Genomic DNA, 21,672 nt, shown 5'->3' with positions numbered 1-21,672 from the left:
GGTGAATGGCTCAAGTCGCACCATAAAACATTATAATTACCTACTGATTTCTTGCTAAATCATAGCTTTATCTGTTTAGGTACAGATTAATTGTTGTAACTTATGTCCCGCTTACTTATCATAGGGGCTGTTTTCGGTAAAGTCCTGTAACGCCATGTCTGTACAACTACCTCCTTATCGTCCTATTAAGCACCGCAGTGGTCTAAAAGTCATGGGTGCCGCATTTCATGCTTTGCTGATGCGTGAGCTGCAAACGCGCTTTGGTGGTTATCGCTTGGGCTATCTGTGGGCGCCATTAGAAATAATTTTTCAAATGCTTATATTTCTAGTGATTTTTGGCGTGATTATTGAACGTGCATTACCAGGGATGAGCTTTCCATTGTTTTTAGTTGCTGGAATGGTTCCTTTTCGCATGTTTCAGACCATTGCGACTAGAGCACTAGGAGCTGTTGAGGCAAATCAGGGACTTTTGATGTACCGTTCAATACGGCATATTGACGTCATTATTGCTAGATCAGCTTTAGAGCTTATTATTTATTTTTTAACATTTATTATATTGTTGGTTGGCTTGGCTTTCTTTAATGATTACGCCAGTTTGGGAAATTTGCATATTGTACTTTTCTGCTGGATAACGATGTTTATGTTCAGCTTCGGTGTCGCTCTAATCATGATGATTGTTGGTTATTATGGGGGTGAAATCACCAAGGTAATTACGATTCTCTTTACCATATTGTATTTTGCTTCAGGTATCATTTATCCGATTCATATTATTCCAGAGCCATATTTTAGTTATTTACTTTATAATCCTTTTATCCATAATATTGAATTGATACGACACGCTTTAGCGCCCAATTATCCCGCTTATCATATTGATATAACGTACTTTTTAAAGTGGACGGTTGCAGTAAATTTCTTGGGTCTGCTCATGTATAAAGCGGTAGAAAGAGACTTAATACGTTCTAAATAACGACAGGTAAGTGAATGATTGAAATTAGAAATGTTTCTAAGTCCTTTATGACCAAGCAGGGTCGGCATTATCTATTTAAAGATTTGAATCTGACCATTGGTGATAAAAAAAGTGTGGGTTTACTCGGTCGTAATGGGGCGGGTAAATCGACTTTGCTGCGTATTATTTGCGGATTAGATAAGCCTGATCACGGAGAGATTATTACCGACTCGACGATTTCTTGGCCAGTAGGGGTAGCCGGCGGTTTTCAGGGTAGTTTGACGGGTCGTCAAAACGTCCGCTTTGTTTGCCGTCTTTATTCAAGCGGTCCCTATATTGACGAAAAAATTCGTTTTGTGGAAGAGTTCGCAGATATCGGAAACTATTTCGATATGCCGGTAAAAAGTTATTCATCGGGGATGAAAGCACGCTTAACGTTTGGCTTAAGCTTGGCCTTCGATTTTGATTATTATATGCTTGATGAAGCAGGCGCTGTGGGTGATGCGGCTTTTCGTAAGCGTAGTGAAGAGATATTGGCCGCGCGCCGTGAACAAGCAGGGTTTTTGATCGTATCGCATAACATCGGTGATATTAAGCGTAATTGTGATATTGGTATTGTGTTAATGGATCAAACAGCACACGTCTTTGAAGACACAACAGAAGCGATTGAGGTATATGAAGAGCATGTCCACAAAGCGAAAAAATAAGATAATTGACTTCTCGCTGTTTATTGGCTTGGTGGTCCTCCCTTGGGCGTTGGTGATATTTTATGTCATGACCATTGCTCATCCGCGGTTTATTTCGACGGCTGATGTGGTGGTCAAACAAGTCAGTGATACCAGTGTGCCTTCTGGCGGTGGACTGTCGGCCTTGTTGGGTGTGAACAGTACCAGTAAAGAAGATGCGACTTATCTGACCGAGTATATTCTATCCAATGATATGGTGAAGCGCCTTGATAATAAGTTCAAGTTCCGCGAAGCGTATCATGTCGATGGCTCAGATCCGCTCAATGAAATTGAGCCTGATGCCACACAAGAAGAGTTACTTGAGTACTTCAAAAAGCGTGTACACATCAATCTGGACGAGCAAAGCTATGTGCTGTCAGTATCGACGGAAGCCTTTGATCCAAAGTATGCTTTTGAGCTGAATAAAACGATCCTCAATGAGTCTGAGCAGTTCGTCAACCGTATTTCACAAGAGGTGGCTCGTGATCAGTTGTTATTTGCAGAGACGCAATTGGATGAATCACAAGATCGCTTGAATGATGCCAAAGAGAAATTGTTAAACTATCAGAACGAAAATGAGATTTACGATCCACAATCCAATGCTCAAATTGTGAATCAGGTGATTGGTAGTTTGCAAGCGCAATTAAGTTCATTACGTACCGAAGAGCGTCAATTACTCAGCTATCTGAACCCAGACGCACCGCAAGTAGTGTCACTAAGAAGCCAGATCAAAGCAGTCGAAGAGCAAATTCTTCAAGAGCAAACCAAACTGACCTCGCCAAATACTACTAAGCTAAATCGACAAGCAGTACAGTTTGAAACCATCAAAGCTGATGTCGATTTCGCCACTGAGCTGTATAAGCTTTCTTTATCTTCGCTTGAAAAGTCACGTTTAGAAGCTTTTAAAAAGATGAAGAATTTGATTGTTATCTCAACACCATATCAGGCTGAAGAAGCAACTTATCCACGCCGCGCCTATATTATTTGGACGTCGCTAGCATTACTTTTGATGCTTTATGGATTTGTGCGCCTAGTGATGGCAGTTGTTCGTGATCATCGTAGCTAGTTTTAACACACCAGATATCAGTAATGATCGATAGATCAGCAAAGGAATACCACTCATGAATATGAAACCACGTCCTATTGTGACCGTGATAAAAGTGTTAAGTTTGGCCATGGCAGCCAGCAGTGTATCAGCACTAGCAGCAGGCAGTTATGCTGATCAAATCTCAGGATCTAGCTTTGGCACCAGCAATAACAGCATGAGTCAAGACCAAAACAGCAATAACATCAATGTCTCAACACAGGCATTTGCAGGTGGTGTATCAGGACAGGCGACCGCGCAAGAAGCGGTTAATGCCTCAAGCTTGCCAAGTCAGTCAGTCATCAATACCACGCGCCCCTATCAAGAAATCAACACGCAAGACATGATGTTTGGTGAGCAGCTGTTTCGTGGAGCATTTTCGACTACTTCTGGCTCTACCTTTAATGACAGTTACGTGATCAACCCGGGTGATAACGTCCAAGTACGGATGTGGGGCGCTTATCAATATGCGGCTACCATGACCGTCGACCCACAAGGCAATATTTTCTTGCCAAATATCGGTCCAGTACGTGTCTCAGGTGTGCAAAATGGCAGTCTACAAAATGTGGTAAAAAGTGCTGTCAGTCGTATTTATCGCTCGAATGTTGGCGTTTATGCCTCATTAGAGCAAGCACAGCCAGTGAAGGTGTTTGTAACAGGTTTCGTTAAACAACCAGGTTATTACGGCGGTTTAGCAGCAGATTCCGTATTGTCTTATTTGGATAGAGCGGGCGGTGTTGATCCGACTCGTGGTAGTTATATTGATATTCAAATCAAACGTAATGGGCAAATGCTACAGCAAGTCAACCTGTATGATTTTTTACTGGCGGGTAAATTACAAGCATTCTCTTTTCGTGATGGCGATGTGATTACGGTCGCGCCGCAGAAAAAAACCTTTGAAGTAGGCGGTCAAGTCCAAAACGAATATACCTTTGAATTTGATGTGAACGATCTGACCATTGGTGATGTATTGCAAGTGGCCAATCCAGCAGCAAATGCGACCAACGTTAGTATCACTCGTAGTGCAGGACGCGCGCAGACGGCAGAATATTACTCGTTAGCAGAAGCTCAAAACGTGCCTGTTTATAATGGTGATCAGATGGTAGTTACCTCCGATCGCTATGCGGGCACAATTGCGGTGCAAGTAAAAGGTGCGCATACGGGTAATGGTGCCATGGTTGTACCATATGGTGCTCGCTTAAAGGACATCGTGCCACAGCTACAGCCAAGCCCACTCGCTAAACTGACTCATCTGACCATTTATCGTGAGTCTGTTGCTGAGCAACAAAAACGCATGATTAATGAGTCGCTCGATCGTCTAGAAGAGCTGACGCTTGCCACGCAGTCAACCACTCGTGAAGAAGCAGCACTGCGTCAAGACGATGCAGCGTTGGTTAAGCAGTTTGTTGCCAAAGCGCGTAATGTTAAAACAACGGGTCAAATTGTTGTCGTCCCGAATTCGTGGCAGGATATTATTCTGCAGCAAGGTGATATCATTGAGATACCTGCGCAAACGTCTGTCATTACCGTTAATGGTCAAGTACGAGCACAAGGCGCGCTGACCTTTAATCCAGATTATACCGTTGGTGATTATGTTGCCAATTCAGGCGGTTTCTCTGACAATGCTGATGTTAAAGAAATCTTGATTATCCATCAAAATGGCGCCAGTGAGGTGGTCAATACCGCTTACCGTATCCAGCAAGGCGATGAGATTATGGTATTACCGAAAGTCAAAACCAAGCGCGTAGAAATTGCTCGTGGCTTATCGCAAATTGTTTATCAGTTGGCCATTGCTGCTAAAGTGGTTCTCGATTTATAACCATTATTGAAAAGTTGTATAACAAGAGAACAAGTCATCTACATAGATAGATGCAAAAGTAATGAATAAGGGTGTTAGAAATGGCAAAAAGCGCGGCAGATGATGTCAATGTGGCAGTGACCTCTCACTCTGATAATGCCTTGCTTTTGCCATCATCCGCATACCAATTGCCACAGCATTTGGCGGTCATTGGTAAGGGTATGCGTCAAAACAATGTACTTTTGTCTCAGGTATTGCAGGCAGATATTCAGCGCTGGTATCCGTGGTCAGGTATACAGCAACGTATCAATGCAGGTAAAACGCATTTACTGTCTGCATTGCCATTACCTAATGTTGTAAAAAATCAGATAACTCATTTGTCCAGCTCCTCTCTCTCTTTTCAGCAACCCGATGCCTTTATCGGTTGGGGTCGTAAAAAAAGCTATCAACGAGCTAATAAAGTGGCTAAGCGGCAAAAGCTTAAGACATTGAGTGTCGAAGATGGCTTTTTGCGCTCATTAGATTCTGGTATTGGTAGCCGTCATGGCCTCAGTGTTGTCGTCGATGACCTTGGTATTTATTTTGATACGACGCATGACTCACGCCTTGAGCGGCTGATTATTGAGCGTACTAAAAATGCTACTACGCCCAATAATTACGAAATAGATGACGCGCACGCGCGGCAATTGATGGCACGTATTTGTAATGAGCAGCTCAGTAAATATAATGCAGTGATCGATTGTCCATCCTTGAATGAATTGACGAGTGAAGACGGCGTTAATACAACGGCAGATTCCTTGAAATCGCATGTTTTATTGATTGACCAAGTGGTTGGTGATGCTTCTATCACCGGTGCTGGTGCTGATAAACGTCAGTTTAAGAAGATGTTAAAATCTGCGTGTCGTAATCATCCTCATGCCCATATTTGGATAAAGGCACATCCTGCGTCAAAATCAGGATACTTGACCAGTCTTAAACTACCTAAGCAGGTTCGGCTATTAACTCAAGCACTCAATCCTATCCAGCTATTAGAGCAAGTTGACCATGTTTATACGGTCAGCTCCCATATGGGCTTTGAAGCATTGATGTTAGGTAAAGCAGTACATTGCTTCGGGGTCAACTGGTATAGTGGCTGGGGTCTAACTGATGACAGCGGCGCACCCAAAAAGCTGCTTAAAGCGGTCGAAAAACGTCGTCAAAAACTTGTCAGCAAACTGTTAGAGGATCGGGAACATTCAAATCCTGCGTTGTTTCCTACCTCATTTGCTAAAAAAACATCTGCGACGTTAGAAACGTTATTTTATAGCGCCTATATAGATTATAGTCGTTATGTAGATCCAGCCACCAAGCAAGCCTGTGATATTGATACAGCGATAGAATGGCTAGTGACTAATCGATATTGGCAAGCGCGCCTTGAAGGGGATCTCACGATATATGAATTTAGTCGCTGGAAATTACCATTTGTAAAAGCTTTTACGAATCTACCGCGTACGACATTATTTATCAAACCCAAGCCACGTCTCAAGAATCTCCTGCATCCTGATCATTTTCGTGTTGATTATCAGCAGCCTCTATTAGTGTGGGGTTTAGCCAAACGCCAGCAAGTACAAAATAAATTACAGCGTAAGCTTGAGAAACAGCCGCATTTGTCCATACCGTTTATATACTGTATGGAAGATGGATTTATCCGCTCAAATGGTTTGGGCGCGACGTTGTTAGCACCGTTGTCAGTCGTCATAGATAAGCAAGGTATTTATTATGATGCAACCCAGCCTTCAGATTTAGAGACGTTGCTACATCATTGTCAGGCATTGAACCCACAGCAAAGTGTCCGTGTACAACAGCTGCAAGATAAATTGCTGAATCAACGGGTGAGTAAATACAATGTTGGGGCTGAGGTCGACAGTGCTAATAACCAGCATACTTCGTGGATGCATGAGGCTAGGGTATCTGGCAAGCGCCGTCTGCTTATTATCGGTCAAGTCGAAGATGATTTATCGGTGCAGTACTGCGGCTCAACGATCAAAACCAACAGCGGCTTGATTGAGCGTGTATGCCAAGACAATCCTGAGGCTTATCTTATTTATAAGCCGCATCCTGACGTTGAAGCAGGGCTAAGGGCTGGTAAGGTTAGCGCAGAGTTTTTACAACAGGTCAGTGCCGTCGCCTATGATACTGCGATGCCTGATTGCTTAGAATGTGTTGATGAAGTACATACGATTAGCTCATTAACTGGCTTTGAGGCGTTGCTGCGCGGTTTAGACGTTACTTGCTACGGCTTACCGTTTTATGCTGGTTGGGGGTTAACGGCAGATATTGATGCCCAGTTATCACCGAAAGCTGACTATTTAGAGAGACGAAAACGCGACACTGCATTAACGCTTGAACAATTATTATATTGTGCGCTTATTCGCTATCCTTTATATCGTTTGCCTAATGGCTATGGGCTTGCACAAGTAGAGCAAGTGATTGACTATTTATATCCTCCTAAAAGCGCTCCTTTGCTTAAAGATATTCATAATACAGAGTCTCAAGCGCAAATATCTAGCCCTATAAATAGCTCGATTAACTATGAGAATTCAGTTTTATCCACGCTACCTGAAAATTTTAAACGCCAATCGACGACTCGTTTTATGCAGCAGCGTCATCAATGGCAGCAGCGCCTGCGTAAATTATCTCGTTAGTTTGTTCTAAACTTGTGACGCAAATCCATTGCGACAAGTAGGGGCTTTTTCGGTATAATCAGTGATGATTAGTGTGTATTTACACGGCTTAATATTCAAGTTATTTAATAAATACTCTCGATTTTATCCTTCATCTTCTCATTAATGGTAATTCAATACTATGGCAGCTTCGATGTCTCACTTGCTTACTCATCGACACGTCTTGCTGTTACAAGGAAAGATGGGCGGATTCTTCAACCGTTTTTCGACATTTCTGCAAACTCAAAATATTAAGGTTAGTAAGATCAACTTTAATGCAGGTGATGCATTTTTTTATCATCATGATAATACCTATGAATATACCGATACGTTAGCGCAGTTCTCTTCTTGGTTGCAGGTTTTCATTGAAGAAAATAGCATTGATGCGATTGTCTGTTTTGGTGATTGTCGTCCGCATCACACCCAAGCTGCTTATATCAGTGAGCAGTTGGGCACCTCTTTTTTTGTATTTGAAGAAGGCTACTTGCGTCCCGATTACATTACATTGCAAGAATATGGCATTAATGGCTATTCGCGCTTAAATACGGCAGATATTAAAGCGCTCAAAAAAGCCAATGATAAACCATTGTATACTCACAATCGTTTTTATCGTTTGAGTATCGCTGCGATTGTCTATTATATTATCGTTTGGATATACAAAAGTCGCTATCCGCATTATTCGCACTATCGCGGTATGACAGCGTGGCAAGAAGCAATCGCTTGGCTCAAAGCACCATGGCGTAAATTGCGAGGGTATTTACCTGATAAGCGATTGCAAAATAAGCTGACCAAAGAACAAAGTAATAATTATTTTTTGATTAGTTTACAAGTGCATAATGACTCGCAGATTACCCATCATAGTGACTACCGTGATGTGGTGCAGTTTATTGATGAGTCTATTGCCAGCTTTGCAGAGTATGCTGATAAGCAGCAATTACTGGTATTCAAGCATCATCCGTTAGATCGTGGTCATCGAGATTATCGCGAACTGGTATCTAGCTTGGCTAGACGCTATCAAGTGGCGGAACGTGTGTTTTATGGTTGCGACATGCACCTGCCAACCTTGATGAAACACAGTATTGGGATGGTGACCATCAATAGCACGACAGGGTTGCAATCGGTATATCACAAAAAACCTACCAAAATCATGGGTCGCGCGATTTATGATACGCCGAAACTGATAGATCAAAAACCACTGAATGAGTTTTGGCAACAACCTAACCGCCCAGATAATGAGTTTTATCTTAGATTCCGTGAATACTTGATAGAGCAAACTCAGATCAACGGGGCTTTTTACGGTAAGTCACCATGGATGTATAAATATCTGCATAGCGCAGGATGTGAACCCATAGAGAGCGATCTGTCCAAAACCAATACCCCTCAGTAGATTATTGATTGTTCATATTCAGTTAGCATGAGTCTTGTCGAAGTGAATAAGGTGCTATCAAGCCGCTCGCTTTCTATCTGTATAGTTATCCGCTCGTAACTTCACTTGTAAATCATCCCTCTGCTAATAAAATCGCCTTACTTTATGGTAGAAAACTGCTAGAATACTCTTTCATGCCTGCGCATAAGAGTTGACGTCCTGAGCGGTTGATTGGAGATGATAGTATTGGCAAATAAGCTGATTCTAATTATTTTCTCTTCCTATTTCCCCCTTAACGATGGACAGCTATTTTAGCGGTTGCGCCTGACAGCATTTATTTCTTAATTTTATTATTCTATCACCCTTAATTTAGTAGGCGCTTTGTGACTGCATTAGCAAATATTCGTAACTTTTCAATCATTGCCCACATTGATCATGGCAAGTCGACGCTTGCTGATCGTTTTATTCAAATGTGCGGTGCCTTGCAAGATCGCGAGATGCAGGCGCAAGTACTTGACTCCATGGATATTGAGCGTGAGCGCGGTATCACCATTAAAGCGCAGTCGGTAACCTTATTCTACGATCATCCTAATGGTGAGCGCTATCAGCTCAACTTTATCGATACTCCAGGACACGTTGACTTCTCATACGAGGTGTCGCGTTCACTAGCCGCTTGTGAAGGGGCGCTATTGGTCGTTGATGCCGCGCAAGGGGTGGAAGCTCAGTCCGTGGCCAACTGCTATACTGCCGTTGATCAGGGTCTAGAAGTCATGGCGGTACTAAATAAAATTGATTTGCCACAAGTCGAGCCTGAGCGTGTCATTCAAGAGATTGAAGACATCATTGGGATTGACGCAGTTGATGCGCCACGAGTTTCTGCTAAATCGGGTTTGGGCGTTGATAAACTGCTAGAAGCATTGGTTGAATTTATCCCTGCACCGACTGGTGATCGTGAGGCGCCATTACAAGCATTGATTATTGACTCTTGGTTTGATAACTATCTAGGCGTTGTGTCATTGGTTCGGGTACGTGAAGGTACTATCCGAAAAGGTGATAAACTTTATATCAAATCAACCAAAGAAGCGCATTTAGTCGGCTCGATCGGTGTCTTTACGCCCAAGCCTGTCGATACGGGTATCTTGGAGGCGGGTGAAGTCGGTTTTATTATTGCTGGTATCAAAGATATCGCTGGCGCGCCAGTGGGTGATACGATTACTCATTCTAAAACGCCAGACGTTGAGCGTATTCCAGGTTTTAAACAGATTACTCCGCAAGTCTATGCCGGTATGTTCCCTGTTGAATCTACAGATTTTGAAAAATTCCGTGAAGCGCTGCAAAAGCTGCAAATCAACGATGCCTCATTGTTCTTTGAGCCTGATACCTCCGATGCGCTAGGTTTTGGTTTCCGTTGTGGTTTCCTTGGCATGCTGCACATGGAGATTATCCAAGAGCGTTTAGAGCGCGAATATGACTTGGACTTGATTACCACTGCGCCGTCAGTTATCTATGAGATTGTAAAAAAAGATGGCAGTATTATCTACGTTGATAATCCATCAAGATTGCCTGAACCCAATAATATCGAAGAGTTCCGTGAGCCAATTGCCCGTTGTCAGATTTTAGTACCGCAAGATTACTTGGGCAATGTGATGACGCTTTGTATTGAGCGTCGCGGCGTACAAGTTGATATGCGCTTTATGGGTCGTCAAGTACAGCTGATCTTTGATATTCCAATGGGCGAAGTAGTCATGGACTTCTTTGACCGTCTAAAATCGGTATCACGCGGATTTGCCTCGCTTGATTATAATTTTGAGCGTTATCAAGTTGATAAATTGGTTAAGGTAGACGTACTGATTAATGGTGATAAAGTCGATGCGCTCGCCATGATTGTGCATGAAACCCAATCACGCTATCGTGGTAATGCGTTGGTGACTAAGATGAAAGAGTTGATTCCGCGTCAGATGTTTGATGTGGCAATTCAGGCCGCGATTGGTAGCCAAATTATTGGGCGTAGTACGGTGAAAGCCATGCGTAAAGACGTCTTGGCTAAGTGTTATGGCGGTGATGTGTCGCGTAAGAAAAAGCTATTGTCTAAGCAAAAAGCGGGTAAAAAACGTATGAAGCAAGTCGGTAATGTGGAGATTCCACAAGAAGCCTTCTTAGCGGTATTGCAGGTTGAGTAAGTCATTACTAATTGACTGGTCAACGATAGTTTTTTTGGTGTAATTAGTGGCGCAGTTGATAGTATAGATAGCCAGATAAGTCGCTCGTTAATAGGCAATTGAGTATGGATTTTGATTTTAATTTAATTTTAGTACCATTAACCATTGGTTTGGGTATTATTTGGCTATTAGATAAGCTTACCCTCAAGCAGCGTAAAACTCGCGGGCGTGGTCAAGAAAGTCTCTTGGTACGCTGGGCTTATGATTTTTTCCCTGTATTGGCAGTGGTGTTAATAGTACGCTCGTTTTTGATTGAGCCTTTTAATATCCCTTCATCTTCTATGGTGCCGACATTATATACGGGCGATTTTATTGCGGTTAATAAGTATGCCTACGGGGTGCGCCTACCGCTGACGTATAACAAAGTGCTGGATACGGGCGCGCCTGAGCATGGTGATGTTGCGGTATTCCGCTATCCTGAAAACCCAAGTATTTATTATATCAAGCGTGTCATTGGTTTGCCTGGTGATACTGTTAGTTATGATCAAGGGACACTTTCTATCAATGATGTCCCAGTTGATACCAAGCCTGTCGATTTTGCGGCAAACCCTGAGTTGACCTCACAGCTTTATTTACCAGGGCAAATCGGTCCAGGGCAAGTACTGACCGAAGACAGTGCGGCAGCGATGGGTGAGCAAGAAGAGGGTGAGGCGCAATATTTTCAGGAAACACAAGGTGACAACAAGCATCTTGTTCGTTACTTGAATGGTATGAATAGTTCCCAATATGCACCATTTTTGCAGCAGCAATCGCCAGAGGTGGTTAGCTCAGCAGGTACCAAATGGCGTATTAGCGTTCCAGAAGGTCAGTATTTTGTGATGGGCGATAACCGTGATCGTAGTGCTGATGGTCGGTTTTGGGGATTTGTTCCTGATGAGAATTTAGCGGGTAAAGCGGTTTATATCTGGATGCATAAGCCACCCGGACTTAATTTACCAACCTTTGAACGCAATGGTACTATTGATTAAGATTATGTCATTAAGATTATGAGACGCTCTATTGGTTGATTTATCGATAATAGTTTTATGCTAATATTGTTGCTATCTAATAAACGGCTACCTAGTATTTTGGTAGCTCCTAAAAATAGTTGTTTACCAGTAGAGGGATATCATAGTGCAGCAATTATCTGGAATCGCCACACAGCGTGGTGCTAGCGTAACGAGTATCGTTTTAATTATTCTTGTGTTAGGAGTTGCTGCCAAATTGATGGTTGCTATCATACCTGCTCAGATTGGTGATTATCAATTGACCAAGACCTTAAGCGCACAGCTTAAGGAGGCAAATAATAATAATGAGACGGCCAAGCAGTTTGTCGAGCGTGTCAATAGACAGCTATCTATTAATGCTGATTATGATACTCAGGCGGAAGACGTATTTACTTTTATTGATAAAAAGACGGGACAATTGGCTATTCGTAAAGAATATGCAGTCACCAACAATTTCTTTGGTAATGTTGATATCGTCAATCGCTTCGAAGGTGATATCGATATGACAACAGCAGAGTAACTAAAAAGAGTGTTAGATCACTCTTAAACTTTTTAATATCTGAATGTCTTTATAATATTCATTAATCCATACTATTACTAACCAAATCAGTAAAACAGAAGGGATAACCACAAGCCACGCATGAAACCAACTTTGCAGCATTCCCAAGCGATTCCTACTCCTCAACAAAATAGCACGTCTGTCGACACGCTGATTGTTAGCTCAGAATTTATTCAGCAATTAGCCGTATTAACACGCAAGTTAGGCTATGTGTTTAAGGACTTGAGTCTCCCCAAACTTGCGTTGACACACCGCTCGTTTGATAGCAAAAAAAATTATGAGCGTTTAGAGTTTTTAGGAGACGCTCTGTTAGGAATGATTGTGGGTGAGGCCTTATATCATCGCTATCCTAGCCAAAATGAGGGTCGATTGACTCGTATGCGTGCCACCTTGGTACGTCAAGAATCATTGGTCATCATTGCGCAAAATTTAGAGCTCTCTAATCATCTGATATTAGGGATAGGTGAGCGTAAAGGTGGTGGGCGCAATCGCGCTTCTATATTGGCTGATGCCGTGGAGTCTTTGATTGGTGCTATTTATTTAGACAGCCAAGATTTGGATATTACTCGCGATTGTGTTCTCTCATGGTATGGTGATTTGATTGACAACGTTAATGACCAAAAAGCGTTAAAAGATGCCAAGAGTCGATTGCAAGAGTGGCTACAATCTAAGCAGTTTGATCTGCCACATTATGAGCTGATGGAAACACGTGGTAACGCGCCGCATCAAATTTTTGTTGTACGTTGCCATGTTAATATCAATAACTGTGTTGATATTACTGAATCTGGTGAGAGCCGCCGTATCGCTGAACAAAAAGCAGCAGAACTAATGATTAACCAGTTGCATAAACTGCCGAGCTCAGCTAAAAAGCGATCCTAACTAGGATTAACCTATGGATCGCACATACCACTTTTTTTGACAATATATGTTAAGTGACGTTTTAAGAATCGTTTATTTGAATTAGCGTAAACGTCACACATTTCAAAAATTTAAATATTTCCCAGCCGATGATGGTTTTGCTTTTTTAGTGCTGATACAGCCAATACATCATTAAGCACCATTTGACTGGGTATAAATTCTATAGGATTAACCTATGAGCAATCGTACTGACTTGCCATCCAATGATGAAGATAATGCCAAAAATATGACCGAAAACACAGAATTGAATCAAAACCAAGATAATATCGATATTACTAATGATGGCATCAATCAAGCAGAAGATACTACTGTAGACAATGATATGGCAATTGAAGAATTCTTTGCCCCTAGTAGTCATGCAGGTATTGCTGATGACTTTAAAGCGGGTTATGTCGCGATCGTTGGACGTCCAAACGTTGGTAAATCGACTTTGATGAATCACCTATTGGGTCAAAAGTTATCTATTACATCACGTAAGCCACAAACGACTCGTCACCGTATCCACGGTATTTTGTCAAATCATGAGATGCAGGCAGTATTCGTTGACACGCCGGGTATTCATCGCAATGAAGTACGTGCTATTAATGAGCGTATGAATAAAGCTGCGGTATCTGCATTAGTAGATGTTGATTTGGTATTATTCGTTGTTGATTCAGATCAATGGCGTGATGATGATTTGTTGGTTTTACAAAAGCTTGGCGATACCAATTTACATGTAGTATTGGTTATTAATAAATCTGATACCTTAAAAGATAAAGGCAGCGTGTTGCCGCTGATTGAGACGTTTAATGACAGTTTTGATTTTGCCGATATCGTACCAGTATCTGCCTTAAAAAACCAAAACCTAGATCGTCTACAAGAAGTGATTGCTTCGCATCTTCCTATTGCTGCCCCTATCTATGATACCGAGCAAATTACTGACCGCTCAGAACGATTTTTGGCCAGTGAAATTATCCGCGAAAAAATCATGCGTAGCGCTGGTGACGAAGTGCCATATGACTTAACTGTACAGATTGATGGGTTCAAAGATGAGCCTGCGCACACTGATCCAAAGACAGGGCGTCCACGTAAGGCTTGTACTTTCATCGATGCGACTATTTATGTTGAACGTAGTGGTCAAAAAGCCATTGTGATTGGTGATAAAGGTCAGCGTATTAAGCAAGTGGGTATGGATGCTCGTAAAGATATGGAGCAGCTGTTTGATAAAAAGATTATGCTGACACTGTGGGTGAAAGTGAAACGTGGCTGGTCTGATGACGAACGTGCATTGACTAGCTTAGGATATTGATTGAAGAATAGCGCTTTAATCACTTTTCTATATGCTCGATGCTGAGGTAATAAGAAATGCGCAATGAAGCGTTAGTCGGTTATTTATTGCATCAGCGTCCTTATCAAGAAAAGCGCGCCTTATATTATCTGTTTTCTCAGCAACATGGCGTGATCCATGGTATTGGGAAAAAAGGCGCGCCATTGTTCATGCCATTGCAGCTCTTTTCCACTGGTAAACGCGATTTAAAAACGTTTAGTCAGATCGATATTGCATCGCAAAACACAACTCAAACAGTCATAGCAAAAGATGATGGCATTGCCACTGTTTTAGAAGCACTACCCTACGAAAATATTACAGGTCAACATCAATATGCGGCGTTGTATTTAAACGAAATACTATGGCGATTGTTGTCGACTGAAGATCCAATGCCAGTATTATGGCTACATTATCAGGACAGTCTGTCTCAGCTTAGGCGACCTTTGAGCGCCAACGAATTACGGTTGTGCTTGCGCCAATTTGAGCAGCATTTATTCAATGAGTTGGGTTTTATCTTAATGTTGACTCACGATAGTGTTGAAAACATCATTCAGCCTGACGATTCTTATCGCTTTTTACCTGATGTTGGTTTAGTGCCTGTCTTGCAGAATGATATACATACTGAGCATTTAGACAATACTATGGGGCAATTTTTTTTCAAAGGTACTGATATTATCGCAATGACGCAGTTAGGTATTACTGACAAAACCTTAAATAATTGGTCAAAAATCCATCGACAGCTTATTGATCATTTACTGGATTATCAACCATTGCAAAGCCGCCTACTATGGCAGCAGCAACAGCGTTACCAATAAATAATAGTACTATCCTCAAAGTGCTATAACCAATCCGATTGCTACTGAGACGGTCTAAAGTTTCATATTCTTGTACCGTTGATCAGTCAATTGGTTTTCGTTATCAAAAAATCTCTTATGACCACTGCTTCATTACCTTCATTTAACAACCCTTTGCAAAAACCTTTATTAAGTATAAACATTGATCACGTAGCAACTCTGCGTTAAGCGCGTGGGGTTAGTTATAAGCCCTTTAGCCGCCGCTCTTTGGTGCGAGAAGGCGGGAGCAGATAGTATTGAGTTACATACAGGCGCTTATGCTGAGGCAAGCTTGGTAGCCGATATGAACATGCAAAATGCTGAGCTGAAACGAATTAAGCAAACTGTTGCTACTGCTTGACGCAGTGATAATAAGCTCTTAATTAACGCAGGTCATGGTCTGACACGTGATAATGTGAACGCTATCGCACAAATTGAGGGTGTTTATGAGTTGAATATTGGCCATGCACTCACTGCAGGCGCTGTACTTGTAGGACTCGAGCAGGCCATCATTATGATGAAAGAAGCAATGTATAATGTATATAGAGCTATCAAAAAATGTGAGTGGTAACTTATGTCATTAGTAATTTCTTATTCGTCACATTCAGTGGGATGATCCTCATTAAGTTTTTGTTTAATAATACCTCCTTGGTTAAATGATATTAGATACATTGCTTCATTATAAGCAACGATGGGACAGTATTTTATATGACCAAAATGTCCTCGTGGTTTGCCACTATCACCCCAAAATTTGGTATAGTGGCGTCGACTTCCAACTCGTAAACTTAGCTTACTGTATTTAGGATTTAAAGACTGCTGAACGACTAATGAATCTACCTGAGCATCAAAGTGATTATTGTCATTTTTATCTATGAATAACAAAAGTGTCTTATCGCTGTCTCTATGGCAGCGCCCTCCAGTATCAGACAAGCAAACAATGATATTCTGTCTTCTGATGTAACTCTCAGCCTTGGCTAAGGCAAGAGAATTCTCTAACTGACTTTGAATCCGTTTGGCTTCCATACGTGCTAATTGCGTTCGTATGACTGGGGCTGCGATCGTCACTATAATTGCTAATACACATACAGTGACGATAAGTTCGACCAGCGTAAAACCCTTGTTATTTCTATTAACAGTGCTTGGGTCTGTTCTAGTGTTTGTATTAGGTGCTCTTTTATAGAGAGATACTATATATCTGTGATACACATAAAGAATCAATCGGCTTTGAGCTAGCCTGTGCTTATTTGAAGTAAAAACCCATAACATAAATGCTGAGAGCTCTTTGTAACTTGATAATGTTTTATGCAGCAATGCCATGAGGCTTGTTACCTATAATAAGTAGTTTAGTTCAATAAAACAATCTCGCTTCTTTAGATGTTATTCAATCCAATCATTGCGTAAAATCGAGCCAATATGCGCGCGAAATTTTGGAGTAATGATCAGATTTATGATGTATGAAATAATGTTGAGTGCTATAATATAAACAGAATATATGTCTACTGTCAAAAAATGTTTCAATTAGTGAATGACTGGTTTTAATAATAGAGAAAAAATACTAACTGTACTAAAATACGCCCAGACAATAGATACTGTTAGGTTTACTATCTATTGTGAACTGACATACAAAAGATAAAAAGCGTAAGGTGTGTTAGTTCTAGGTAACTTAAGCTGGTTATTGTGTTTTAGTTACGACATTATCGTGTAATAATGTGTAGCTCGTTAACGAAAAAAGTTGTAAACTGAATTGATAATCGCTAAGCTACTCCTTAATTGGTTTTGCTTTGTCACTTAAAATTCGTAAAAGATGTCTATTTTAGAGCATCTTGAGAAGCGGTTTTGCTTAATGCATCACTCAAATTATCCTTTGGAGGAAGTCCATGAAATTGAATAAAATTGCTCTAGCTCTGGTTGCTGTAGCAGCTGCACCTTTAGCAGCTAATGCTGGCGTAACTATTAGCCCATTGTTACTAGGTTATCATTACACTGGCGAAGCTCATGACGAGCAACGCGAAATCCTTACAACTGGTAAAAACTTGTACGTAAATGCTGATGGTAATAACATCGACGACGGTACTCCTTTTACTGGCGCTAATGGTCATCCTAATAATGGCGGCGTAGCTAAAGAAAGCAGCTTATACACTGGTGCTGCACTAGGTATTGAACTAACTCCTTCTACTCAGTTCCAAGTAGAGTACGGCGTGTCAAGTGCAAACGGCGAAGCTTCTGAAGATTCTGCTGATGCTGGCGTTAACCGTTTTGACGTAGAACAAACCATGCTTTCTGGTAACTTCTTAATCGGTACTGAAGAGTTCACAGGTTATACTGATAGCGCATTCAAGCCATATGTATTGGTTGGTGCTGGTCAATCTAAGATCAAAGTAGAAAACCAAGAGACCTATAATACAAAAGAAGGGTCATCTGTAGGTCTTGTTAATGCGGGTACTGAAGTTGCAGAGTCTAAAGATACTATTGGTAACCTAGGTTTAGGTGCTATGTATCGTATCAACGACGCTTTAAGCCTACGTGGTGAAGCTCGTGCGATTCATAACTTTGATAACAACTGGTGGGAAGGCATGGCTTTGGCCGGTCTAGAAGTTGTACTTGGTGGCCATTTAGCACCTACAGTAGCAGTACCACCAATGCAAGAGCCAGTTATCGATACTACTCCAGTAGTCGTAATTGAATCTGATCTTGATTCTGATGGCGATGGCGTACCTGATAGCATCGATGCATGCCCAGGCACTCCTATGAATGTCGTAGTAGATGAGCGCGGTTGCCCAGTACCAGTAGATATTACTGATGAGCTGAAAATGGAACTACGTGTATTCTTTGATAACGATAAATCAACGATCAAATCTCAGTATCAACCTGAAATCGCTAAAGTAGCAGAGAAGATGCGCGAGTATCCCAACTCTACAGCACGTATCGAAGGTCATGCTTCTAAAACTGGTCCTTCAGCACGTTATAACCAACGTTTATCTGAAGCCCGTGCCGTTGCTGTTAAATCTATGTTGACTAACGAATTCGGTATTGCTCCAAACCGTATATCAACAGTTGGCTATGGTTATGACCAACCAATCGCTCCAAACGACACTGAAGAAGGTCGTGCTATGAACCGTCGTGTTTATGCCATCATCACTGGTGACAAAACAATGACTGTTGAACAAACTAAAGATATGGTTGTTCAGTAAATAGTATTGGATCAATTGTTTTACTAAATATATAGTTACAAAAAAAGTCACCTAATGGGTGGCTTTTTTTTATTTATGGATTGAGAAAAGCAAGTTATTACATAAATTTGTGAAGCAATAATGTTATACTAGCTGCCCAAACATTCTGTAAATTGACAGAATGTACATTAGCATAGCTATCTGTATGATGAATTTATCAGTGTAGATACTTGATTATATTGAAATTATTTGATTAACCGCATCTATTGTGCAGTCTTCTAAAAGTAAGTACTCAATATCTATCTGGTTGATGATAAAAGTTTATCCAGCGGCGCTTATTGCTACTGCATTTTTTTAAGACGAAACGAGCATTTTATATGGCGAACGATATCAAACACCTGCGTAACATTGCAATTATTGCCCACGTTGACCACGGTAAAACAACTTTGGTTGATAAGTTATTACATCAGTCTGGTACTTTTGGCGACCGTGCAAACATTGCTGAACGTGCAATGGATTCAGGCGATATTGAGCAAGAACGTGGTATTACCATTTTGGCTAAAAATACAGCCATCCGCTGGACAGATAAGACTGATGATACTGAATATCGTATCAACATTGTTGACACCCCAGGTCACGCCGACTTTGGTGGTGAAGTTGAGCGTGTAATGTCTATGGTTGACTGCGTGCTTCTAGTCGTTGATGCGGTTGATGGCCCAATGCCACAGACCCGTTTTGTGACGCAAAAAGCGTTCGAGCAAGGTCTAAAACCTATCGTTGTCATCAATAAAATTGACCGTCCTGGCTCACGCCCTGACTGGGTAATGGATCAAATCTTTGATCTTTTTGATAACTTGGGTGCAACTGATGAACAGCTTGATTTCCCAGTTGTTTATGCCTCAGCATTGAATGGTATTGCAGGTTTGCAAGCTGACGATTTGGCTGATGACATGACACCGCTTTTCAAAACAATTGTTGATGTGGTTCAGCCTCCTCAAGTTGATGCTGACGCACCGTTCCGTATGCAAATCTCAAGCCTTGATTACAACAGTTTTGTTGGCGTTATCGGTATTGGTCGTATTCAGCGTGGTAAAGTTAAAACCAATACTCAAGTAACTGTAATCGACAAAAACGGCAATACCCGTAATGGCCGTATTTTAAAAATTATGGGTTATCATGGTCTTGATCGTATTGATGTAGAAGATGCACAAGCTGGTGACATCGTTTGTATTACTGGTATTGATTCGCTTAATATCTCAGATACGATTTGTGATCCTAGTGCTGTCGAAGCATTACCAGCATTAACGGTTGATGAACCTACTGTTTCTATGAACTTCCAAGTAAATAACTCACCTTTTGCTGGTCGTGATGGCAAGTTTGTGACCTCGCGTAATATCCGTGAGCGTCTTGAGCGTGAATTGATTCATAACGTAGCATTACGTGTAGAAGATACAGAATCTCCTGATAAATTCAAAGTATCAGGTCGCGGTGAGCTGCATCTGTCTGTATTGATTGAAAACATGCGCCGTGAAGGTTTTGAGATGGGTGTTTCAGGCCCAGAAGTTATCGTCAAAGAAGTGGATGGTAAATTACAAGAGCCGTATGAAAACGTTGTTTTTGATATTGAAGATGAGCATCAAGGTTCTATCATGGAGCAGGTTGGCTTGCGTAAAGGCGAGATGACCAATATGGAACTTGATGGTAAAGGTCGTATGCGTATCGAAGCGACGATGCCTGCCCGTGGTTTGATCGGTTTCCGTTCTGAGTTCTTAACGTTGACCTCAGGAACTGGTATCATGACGTCAAGCTTCTCACATTACGGTCCACAAAAGATCGGTGATGTTGGTGGTCGCTCGAATGGTGTCTTAGTTTCTATGGCAAAAGGTGTTTGCTTAGGTTTCGCGCTATTTAACCTGCAAAAACGTGGTAAATTGTTTGCTGAGCCACAGCTTGAAGTTTACGAAGGTATGATCGTTGGTCTTAACTCACGTAACGATGATATGGCTGTTAACCCAACGACTGCTAAGCAGTTAACCAACGTTCGTGCGAGTGGTACTGATGAAGCATTGACGTTGACTCCAGCAGTCAAGTTCACACTTGAGCAAGCGCTTGAATTCATTCAAGATGATGAATTGGTTGAAGTAACACCTAAGGCGATTCGTCTGCGTAAGCGTTATTTGACTGAAAGTGAGCGTAAGCGTCACGGCCGTGGTAAAAAAGGTGCTTAATATTGAGCCATGAATTACTGAGTAATTTATTGGACTGATATTTTATAGAAGCATTTGATGCTGTTGTTATTTAATAATGGGCATCAAGATAACTAAAAAATTAGCAGTATAGAGTGAACTAAATATGGTTCATTCTATGCTGCTTTTTTTTGTTGTAATTTCCATAGAATATAGACAGAATAACTGACAGTAGTAGTGTTTCTTACTATTACTCTTAAGGCTCAAGATTGGGTCGACTGTTGAGATACTTATTCGATTATAGATTGGTATTTTGAGGAGAAAATAATGAGTATGGTTTCTGAGTTTAAAGAATTCGCTCTAAAAGGTAATGTGATGGACTTAGCGGTCGGTGTCATTATCGGTGGAGCATTTGCTACTATCACAACGTCCTTAGTTGAAGACATTATTATGCCAATAGTGGCCTTCATAGCAGGCGGCGAGATCAATTTCAAAAACATGTTCTTAGTGTTGGGTGATGCGCCTGAAGGTGTTGCCATGACCTATGATGCCCTCAAAGCGGCTGGCGTTCCTGTATTAGCCTACGGCAGTTTCATTACCGTACTGATTAATTTCTTAATTTTAGCATTTATTATTTTTATGATGGTTAGAATGGTTAACAAAATGCGTCGTAAAGAAGAAGTACAAGAATTGGTAAAACAACCTTCAGAAGAGGTGCAATTGCTTCGTGAAATTAGTGCTAAATTAGGTAATACCGCTGTTTCAAAATAAAATATGATGATTTGATTAAAAACACAAAAAAGGCTAACGTCGTGTTAGCCTTTTTTATGGATAATTTATAAATGCATTGTCTTTAGCGCAGTTGTATCATTTA

The 21,672-nt window shown here is 41.3% G+C and carries 16 protein-coding genes and 1 pseudogene; 16 read left to right on the top strand and 1 reads right to left on the bottom strand.

What is annotated here, in order from left to right:
• The first annotated feature begins 154 nt into the window (after positions 1-154).
• From JMW94_RS05020 to JMW94_RS04960, 13 genes and pseudogenes are all read left to right on the top strand, one after another.
• Positions 155-967 carry an ABC transporter permease gene (locus JMW94_RS05020; protein ID WP_201602263.1) on the top strand — a complete coding sequence of 271 codons (813 nt, stop codon included), beginning with the start codon at positions 155-157 and terminating at the stop codon, positions 965-967.
• Between the two features lie 14 nt (positions 968-981).
• Positions 982-1,653 (top strand): ABC transporter ATP-binding protein, encoded by a 672-nt coding sequence (locus JMW94_RS05015; RefSeq protein WP_060490415.1) that lies wholly within the window; start codon positions 982-984, stop codon positions 1,651-1,653.
• Positions 1,631-2,737: a capsule biosynthesis protein gene (locus JMW94_RS05010; protein WP_227685420.1), complete on the top strand. Its 1,107-nt coding sequence runs from the start codon at positions 1,631-1,633 to the stop codon at positions 2,735-2,737. The genes JMW94_RS05015 and JMW94_RS05010 overlap by 23 nt, the downstream gene beginning before the upstream one ends.
• 55 nt (positions 2,738-2,792) lie before the next feature.
• Positions 2,793-4,574 carry a polysaccharide biosynthesis/export family protein gene (locus tag JMW94_RS05005; RefSeq protein ID WP_193007719.1) on the top strand — a complete coding sequence of 594 codons (1,782 nt, stop codon included), beginning with the start codon at positions 2,793-2,795 and terminating at the stop codon, positions 4,572-4,574.
• An 80-nt stretch (positions 4,575-4,654) separates the two neighbouring features.
• Positions 4,655-7,237, top strand: a complete 2,583-nt coding sequence (locus JMW94_RS05000) for a capsular polysaccharide biosynthesis protein (RefSeq protein ID WP_201602257.1) — start codon at positions 4,655-4,657, stop codon at positions 7,235-7,237.
• 160 nt (positions 7,238-7,397) lie between these two features.
• On the top strand, positions 7,398-8,642 hold the full coding sequence (locus JMW94_RS04995) for a capsule biosynthesis protein (RefSeq protein WP_201602254.1): 1,245 nt from the start codon (positions 7,398-7,400) through the stop codon (positions 8,640-8,642).
• 362 nt (positions 8,643-9,004) lie between these two features.
• Positions 9,005-10,801 (top strand): translation elongation factor 4, encoded by a 1,797-nt coding sequence (gene lepA / locus JMW94_RS04990; protein WP_201602251.1) that lies wholly within the window; start codon positions 9,005-9,007, stop codon positions 10,799-10,801.
• Between the two features lie 104 nt (positions 10,802-10,905).
• The gene (lepB, locus tag JMW94_RS04985) at positions 10,906-11,808 is read left to right on the top strand and encodes a signal peptidase I (RefSeq protein WP_087813992.1); all 903 of its coding nucleotides are present in this window, start codon (positions 10,906-10,908) and stop codon (positions 11,806-11,808) included.
• A 145-nt stretch (positions 11,809-11,953) separates the two neighbouring features.
• Entirely contained in the window at positions 11,954-12,346 is a 393-nt protein-coding gene (locus JMW94_RS04980; protein ID WP_227685419.1) for a DUF4845 domain-containing protein, read from the top strand.
• Positions 12,347-12,466: 120 nt separating this feature from the next.
• Complete coding sequence (gene rnc, locus JMW94_RS04975) at positions 12,467-13,264, top strand: ribonuclease III (RefSeq protein ID WP_055125735.1); 798 nt, start codon at positions 12,467-12,469, stop codon at positions 13,262-13,264.
• A gap of 361 nt (positions 13,265-13,625) precedes the next feature.
• Complete coding sequence (gene era, locus JMW94_RS04970) at positions 13,626-14,591, top strand: GTPase Era (protein WP_227685424.1); 966 nt, start codon at positions 13,626-13,628, stop codon at positions 14,589-14,591.
• A 56-nt stretch (positions 14,592-14,647) separates the two neighbouring features.
• Positions 14,648-15,424 carry a DNA repair protein RecO gene (gene recO / locus JMW94_RS04965; protein WP_087813995.1) on the top strand — a complete coding sequence of 259 codons (777 nt, stop codon included), beginning with the start codon at positions 14,648-14,650 and terminating at the stop codon, positions 15,422-15,424.
• Between the two features lie 211 nt (positions 15,425-15,635).
• Positions 15,636-16,013, top strand: a pseudogene (locus JMW94_RS04960) (pyridoxine 5'-phosphate synthase).
• A 20-nt stretch (positions 16,014-16,033) separates the two neighbouring features.
• On the opposite strand, the gene JMW94_RS04955 reads toward JMW94_RS04960, so the two are convergent.
• Positions 16,034-16,759 (bottom strand): Tfp pilus assembly protein FimT/FimU, encoded by a 726-nt coding sequence (locus JMW94_RS04955; protein ID WP_227685418.1) that lies wholly within the window; start codon positions 16,757-16,759, stop codon positions 16,034-16,036.
• 560 nt (positions 16,760-17,319) lie between these two features.
• Between JMW94_RS04955 and JMW94_RS04950 the strand changes: the two genes are divergently transcribed.
• From JMW94_RS04950 to mscL, 3 genes are all read left to right on the top strand, one after another.
• Positions 17,320-18,633 carry an OmpA family protein gene (locus tag JMW94_RS04950; RefSeq protein ID WP_201602248.1) on the top strand — a complete coding sequence of 438 codons (1,314 nt, stop codon included), beginning with the start codon at positions 17,320-17,322 and terminating at the stop codon, positions 18,631-18,633.
• 356 nt (positions 18,634-18,989) lie between these two features.
• Positions 18,990-20,840 carry a translational GTPase TypA gene (gene typA / locus JMW94_RS04945; protein ID WP_201602234.1) on the top strand — a complete coding sequence of 617 codons (1,851 nt, stop codon included), beginning with the start codon at positions 18,990-18,992 and terminating at the stop codon, positions 20,838-20,840.
• A gap of 285 nt (positions 20,841-21,125) precedes the next feature.
• Positions 21,126-21,569 (top strand): large conductance mechanosensitive channel protein MscL, encoded by a 444-nt coding sequence (gene mscL, locus JMW94_RS04940; RefSeq protein ID WP_060490427.1) that lies wholly within the window; start codon positions 21,126-21,128, stop codon positions 21,567-21,569.
• Positions 21,570-21,672: the final 103 nt, after the last annotated feature.

Origin of the sequence: Psychrobacter immobilis, from assembly GCF_904846185.1 — a bacterium.
GTDB classification, from domain to species: Bacteria; Pseudomonadota; Gammaproteobacteria; order Pseudomonadales; family Moraxellaceae; genus Psychrobacter; species Psychrobacter immobilis_B.
Note: the sequence above shows the minus strand (reverse complement) of the source record. Positions and strands in the feature narration are given on the sequence as shown.

What these genes read in the sequence shown, in the direction of transcription:
- era (WP_227685424.1), top strand. Translation starts at nt 13,626, where the DNA reads ATGGCAATTGAAGAATTCTTTGCCCCTAGTAGTCATGCAGGTATTGCT.
- JMW94_RS04950 (WP_201602248.1), top strand. Translation starts at nt 17,320, where the DNA reads ATGAAATTGAATAAAATTGCTCTAGCTCTGGTTGCTGTAGCAGCTGCA.
- recO (WP_087813995.1), top strand. Translation starts at nt 14,648, where the DNA reads ATGCGCAATGAAGCGTTAGTCGGTTATTTATTGCATCAGCGTCCTTAT.
- rnc (WP_055125735.1), top strand. Translation starts at nt 12,467, where the DNA reads ATGAAACCAACTTTGCAGCATTCCCAAGCGATTCCTACTCCTCAACAA.
- mscL (WP_060490427.1), top strand. Translation starts at nt 21,126, where the DNA reads ATGAGTATGGTTTCTGAGTTTAAAGAATTCGCTCTAAAAGGTAATGTG.
- JMW94_RS05010 (WP_227685420.1), top strand. Translation starts at nt 1,631, where the DNA reads ATGTCCACAAAGCGAAAAAATAAGATAATTGACTTCTCGCTGTTTATT.
- typA (WP_201602234.1), top strand. Translation starts at nt 18,990, where the DNA reads ATGGCGAACGATATCAAACACCTGCGTAACATTGCAATTATTGCCCAC.
- JMW94_RS05015 (WP_060490415.1), top strand. Translation starts at nt 982, where the DNA reads ATGATTGAAATTAGAAATGTTTCTAAGTCCTTTATGACCAAGCAGGGT.
- JMW94_RS05000 (WP_201602257.1), top strand. Translation starts at nt 4,655, where the DNA reads ATGGCAAAAAGCGCGGCAGATGATGTCAATGTGGCAGTGACCTCTCAC.
- JMW94_RS05005 (WP_193007719.1), top strand. Translation starts at nt 2,793, where the DNA reads ATGAATATGAAACCACGTCCTATTGTGACCGTGATAAAAGTGTTAAGT.
- lepB (WP_087813992.1), top strand. Translation starts at nt 10,906, where the DNA reads ATGGATTTTGATTTTAATTTAATTTTAGTACCATTAACCATTGGTTTG.
- JMW94_RS04955 (WP_227685418.1), bottom strand. Translation starts at nt 16,759, where the DNA reads ATGGCATTGCTGCATAAAACATTATCAAGTTACAAAGAGCTCTCAGCA.
- JMW94_RS05020 (WP_201602263.1), top strand. Translation starts at nt 155, where the DNA reads ATGTCTGTACAACTACCTCCTTATCGTCCTATTAAGCACCGCAGTGGT.
- JMW94_RS04995 (WP_201602254.1), top strand. Translation starts at nt 7,398, where the DNA reads ATGGCAGCTTCGATGTCTCACTTGCTTACTCATCGACACGTCTTGCTG.